2 rRNA genes are annotated in these 5,207 nt (G+C 63.5%); both read right to left on the bottom strand.

Going from position 1 to position 5,207, the window contains the following annotated elements:
- Nucleotides 1-103: 103 nt before the first annotated feature.
- A 23S ribosomal RNA gene (locus ACTQ0H_RS09070) occupies nt 104-3,077 on the bottom strand.
- A 397-nt stretch (nt 3,078-3,474) separates the two neighbouring features.
- Nucleotides 3,475-4,980, bottom strand: a 16S ribosomal RNA gene (locus tag ACTQ0H_RS09075).
- The 16S and 23S rRNA genes sit together here, the layout of an rRNA operon.
- Nucleotides 4,981-5,207 lie beyond the last annotated feature (227 nt).

Consider the following 5,207-nt stretch of genomic DNA (forward strand, 5'->3'; position numbering starts at 1 on the left):
CACGTGCCCTGGGGGCCGCATGGCGTATAGGGGAGGTGACTCGGGGGCATCCTCGTGCCCGGACCGCGCGTGAGCGCTGGGTCCCGCGGGCCGCGAGGTGCGGTTCCGGAAGAGCTCGGGCGATTAGTGCGGCTCGGCTGAGGCTGTCGCCAGCCTTGCACCTGCCGTCTATCGACCAGGTAGTCTACCTGGGCCCTTACCGGAAGGAGAACTAATCCCTGGAACGGCTTCCCGCTTAGATGCCTTCAGCGGTTATCCGCGCCGCACGCGGCTACCCGGCCGTGCCGTTGGTCGACAACCGGTTCACCGGAGGTGCGTCCACCCCGGTCCTCTCGTACTGGGGGCAGCCTCCATCGATTCTCCTGCGCCCACGGAGGATAGGGACCGAACTGTCTCACGACGTTCTGAACCCAGCTCGCGTACCGCTTTAAACGGCGAACAGCCGTACCCTTGGGACCTGCTCCAGCCCCAGGATGCGATGAGCCGACATCGAGGTGCCAAACCTTGCCGTCGATGTGGACTCTTGGGCAAGATCAGCCTGTTATCCCCGGAGTACCTTTTATCCGTTGAGCGACGGCCCACCCACTCGGGGCCGCCGGATCACTAGAGCCTGCTTTCGCACCTGCTCGGCTTGTGGGCCTCGCAGTCAAGCCCGCTTGTACTCTTGCATTCAAAAGGACGGTTGCCGACCGTCCCGAGCGGACCTTCGCGCGCCTCCGTTACCCTTTAGGAGGCGACCGCCCCAGTCAAACTGCCCGCCTGGCACGGTCCCCGAGCCGGTTGACGGCCTCGGGTTAGGACGCCGGTCGCGCGAGGGCAGTATTCCAAGGGCGGCTCCCCGGGGGCTGGCGCCTCCGGATCTTCGCCTCCTGCCTATCCTCTACACGCGGGACCAGCGGCCAATGCCAAGCTGCAGTGAAGGTTCACGGGGTCTTTCCGTCCTTCCGCGGGTAAGTCGCATCTTCACGACCAGTGCAATTTCACCGGGTCCATGGTCGAGACAGCGCCCAAGTCGTTGCGCCTTTCGTGCAGGTCGGAACTTACCCGACAAGGAATTTCGCTACCTTAGGACCGTTATAGTTACGGCCGCCGTTTACCGGGGCTTGGCTTCGGGGCTTCGCCTTGCGGCTAACTCCTCCGCGTGACCTTCCGGCACCGGGCAGGCGTCAGACCCTATACGTCGCCTTGCGGCTTCTGCAGAGTCCTGTGTTTTTGGTAAACAGTCGCTTGGGCCTCTCCACTGCGGCCCGCCTCCGCTCCCGGAGCAAGTCCGTTCACGTACGCGCGGGCACCCCTTCTCCCGAAGTTACGGGGCCATTGTGCCGAGTTCCTTGACCATGGTTGACCCGATCGCCTCGGTATGTTCTACCCACCCACCTGTGTCGGTTTGCGGTACGGGCGCGCACGCGCCTGCCTAGGGGTTTTTCTAGGGACCTCGGGCTCACTCGCTTCGCTTAAGTGCTTCGTCCGGAGCCTCGCCCTCGATGCGGACCGGATTTCCCTGGTCCGCGGGCCGCGCTCCATCACGGGGACGTCCAGAACCCCGCCGAGCCACCCCCATCCGTCGCCCCGTCGGTCGTAGCGCCGCGTGCGCGGTGCAGGAATGTCTGCCTGCTGCGCGTCGGCTACGCCTCCCGGCCTCGCCTTAGCCCCCGACTGACCCTGGGAGGATTAGCCTTGCCCAGGAAACCTCGGGTTCACGGCGGACGAGTTACTCTCTCGTCTCTCGCTACTCATGCCAGCATTCTCACTCCCATGCGCTCCACCGTCGGTCGCCCTCCGGCTTCTCCGCCCATGGGAAGCTCCCCTACCGATTCTATAGATAAAATCCCGCCGCTTCGGTGTCCAGCTTAGCCCCGTGTATTGTCGGCGCATGTCCACTCGACCAGTGAGCTGTTACGCACTCTTTGAATGCATGGCTGCTTCTAAGCCAACATCCTGGTTGTCTGGGCGGACGCACATCCTTTGCCACTCGGCTGGAACTTGGGGACCTTAGCGGGCGGTCCGGGCTGTTTCCCTCTCGAGCACACAGCTTAGCCCACATGCTCTGACTGCCGCGCTCTGGGCCGCCGGCATTCGGAGTTCGGTTGGATTCGGTAGGCGGCGAAGCCCCCTCGTCCATCCGGTGCTCTACCTCCGGCGGTGAACGCGCGACGCTAGCCCTAAAGCTATTTCGGGGAGAACGAGATATCTCCGGGTTTGATTGGCCTTTCACCCCTATCCGCAGGTCATCGCCGCCGTTTTCAACCGACGTGCGTTCGGCCCTCCACGGGGTCTTACCCCCGCTTCAGCCTGCCCACGGATAGCTCACCCGGCTTCGCGTCCGCGGCGCGGGACTCAAGTCGCCCTGTTAAGGCTCGCTTTCGCTCCGGCTCCCTTTCGGTTAACCTCGCCCCGCGCCAGCGACTCGCTGGCTCATTCTACAAAAGGCACGCCGTCACACCCCGGAGGGTGCTCCGACTGCTCGTGGGCGCACGGTTTCAGGTACTGTTTCACTCCCCTCCCGGGGTGCTTTTCACCTTTCCCTCACGGTACTGGTGCGCTATCGGTCACAGGGTAGTACTCAGGCTTGGATGGTGGTCCACCCAGGTTCGGACCGGGTTTCACGTGCCCGGCCCTACTCAGGGACCGCGTCGCGCCGTCCGGTCTGGGTTCGCGTACGGGGCTGTCACCCGCTGCGGCCGGCCCTCCCATGCCGTTCCGCTCCCCAGCCGGACCTGCGCCCGGGGGCGGCAGCCCCCGGATGCGCGGCCCTGCAACCCCGCCGGCGGAACCCCTGCCGGGTACGCCCGCTCGACGGTTTGGCCATCGGTCCCCTTTCGCTCGCCGCTACTCGGGGAGTCTCGAGATTGATTTCCTCTCCTCCGGGTACTTAGATGTTTCAGTTCCCCGGGTTGTCCTCCCCCCGCCTATGTGTTCGGCGGGGGGATATCCGTACCTCTACGGATGGGTTCGCCCATTCGGAGACCCCCGGGTCGAAGGATGTGTGCTCCTCGCCGGGGATTATCGCAGCTTGCCGCGTCCTTCATCGGCTCCCTGTGCCAAGGCATCCGCCGTGCGCCCGTGGTATCTTGCGGGACCGCTCCGGGCCCGCGGGATATCCACGTGTCGCTAATGAAAATTAATCGATATCATGAATAGCGCTCTCATGTCGCAATTCGGGTATCTCATACCGCGGCACAGCGTGTTCCACTGTGCTCGCGATCAGATGCTCCTCACTCATCAATGAGTGAATTCCTCTTGTTTGGATCGGATGAATGATTGCTATCATTCTCTATTTAATCGCAGAAAAGAATCGAGTCTGGAAGAGGATACTCTTCCATCTCTCTCCTATCGCTATGCGGCTCTCAAGGTACGCGGGTGCGACCCCGGGGACCGGGTGCTGCGGGGACGTATCCTGGCCAGACATCCACCGGACGGGCTCCTGCCCTCCATTCGAGTTAAGTTGATCTCTCTAAGAATGTATCTCCCTAGAAAGGAGGTGATCCAGCCGCACCTTCCGGTACGGCTACCTTGTTACGACTTCACCCCCCTCACCCTCCACACCTTCGGCGCCTCCCCCCTCTCGGTTGGGCCGGCGACTTCGGGTGCAGACGACTCGGGTGGTGTGACGGGCGGTGTGTACAAGGCCCGGGAACGCATTCACCGCGGCATGCTGATCCGCGATTACTAGCAACTCCGACTTCATGGGGGCGGGTTGCAGCCCCCAATCCGAACTGGGGCCGGCTTTCCGGGATCCGCTCCCCCTCGCGGGGTGGCATCCCTCTGTACCGGCCATTGTAGCACGTGTGCAGCCCAGGGCATAAGGGGCATGATGACTTGACGTCGTCCCCGCCCTCCTCCGCCTTGACGGCGGCGGTCCCGCGTGGGTTCCCGGCATCACCCGATGGCAACACGCGGCGGGGGTTGCGCTCGTTGCGGGACTTAACCCAACATCTCACGACACGAGCTGACGACAGCCATGCACCACCTGTATGGGCTCCTCTCGGCCACGGGGTCTCCCCCGCTTCACCCATATGTCAAGCCCTGGTAAGGTTCTTCGCGTTGCTTCGAATTAAGCCACATGCTCCGCTGCTTGTGCGGGCCCCCGTCAATTCCTTTGAGTTTTAGCCTTGCGGCCGTACTCCCCAGGCGGGACGCTTAATGCGTTGGCTGCGGCACGGGGGGATCGTCCCCCCACACCTAGCGTCCATCGTTTACGGCTGGGACTACCAGGGTATCTAATCCTGTTCGCTCCCCCAGCTTTCGCGCCTCAGCGTCGGTCTCGGCCCAGAGGGCCGCCTTCGCCACCGGTGTTCCACCCGATATCTGCGCATTCCACCGCTACACCGGGTGTTCCACCCTCCCCTACCGGACCCAAGCCGCGGAGGTTCCGGGGGCTTCGGGGGGTTGAGCCCCCCGCTTCGACCCCCGGCCTGCCGGGCCGCCTACGCGCGCTTTACGCCCAATGAATCCGGATAACGCTCGCCCCCTACGTATTACCGCGGCTGCTGGCACGTAGTTAGCCGGGGCTTCTTCTGCAGGTACAGTCTCGTCTCTTCCCTGCTGAAAGCGGTTTACGACCCGAAGGCCTCCGTCCCGCACGCGGCGTCGCTGCGTCAGGGTTGCCCCCATTGCGCAAGATTCCCCACTGCTGCCTCCCGTAGGAGTCTGGGCCGTGTCTCAGTCCCAATCTGGCCGGTCGGTCTCTCAACCCGGCTACCCGTTGTCGGCACGGTGGGCCGTCACCCCGCCGTCTACCTGATGGGCCGCGGAGCCATCCCCTCCCGTCGGGGCTTTAGCCCGGGCGCCATGCGGCACCCGGGGGTATCCGGTATTACCCGTCCTTTCGGGCGGCTATCCCGGGGGAGGGGGCAGGTTCTCCACGTGTTACTCAGCCGTTCGCCACTCGCTTCCACCCGGAGGTGGGTGCCGTTCGACTTGCATGTGTTAGGCGCGCCGCCAGCGTTCATCCTGAGCCAGGATCGAACTCTCCGTCCAAAGTAAATGGGCCTCGAGCCCGTCCGGTCCTCTCAGTCATCGCTGATCGGTTCCGTTCGATTCATATGGTTCTGTTTGATAGGAAAAGGAATTTCTCGGGGCCGCCTCTCGGCGGCCTTGCGAAAAACGAATCCAAGTCAGACCATTTCAAATGGTTCGATGTCTGCCCGGATGCGACACATCTGGTGTGTCCATCCTCGCAGTATCCGGTTCTCAAGGTGCACGCC

Source organism: Collinsella sp. LCP21S3_A3 (assembly GCF_052118905.1).
In the GTDB taxonomy this organism is placed as follows: Bacteria; Actinomycetota; Coriobacteriia; order Coriobacteriales; family Coriobacteriaceae; genus Collinsella.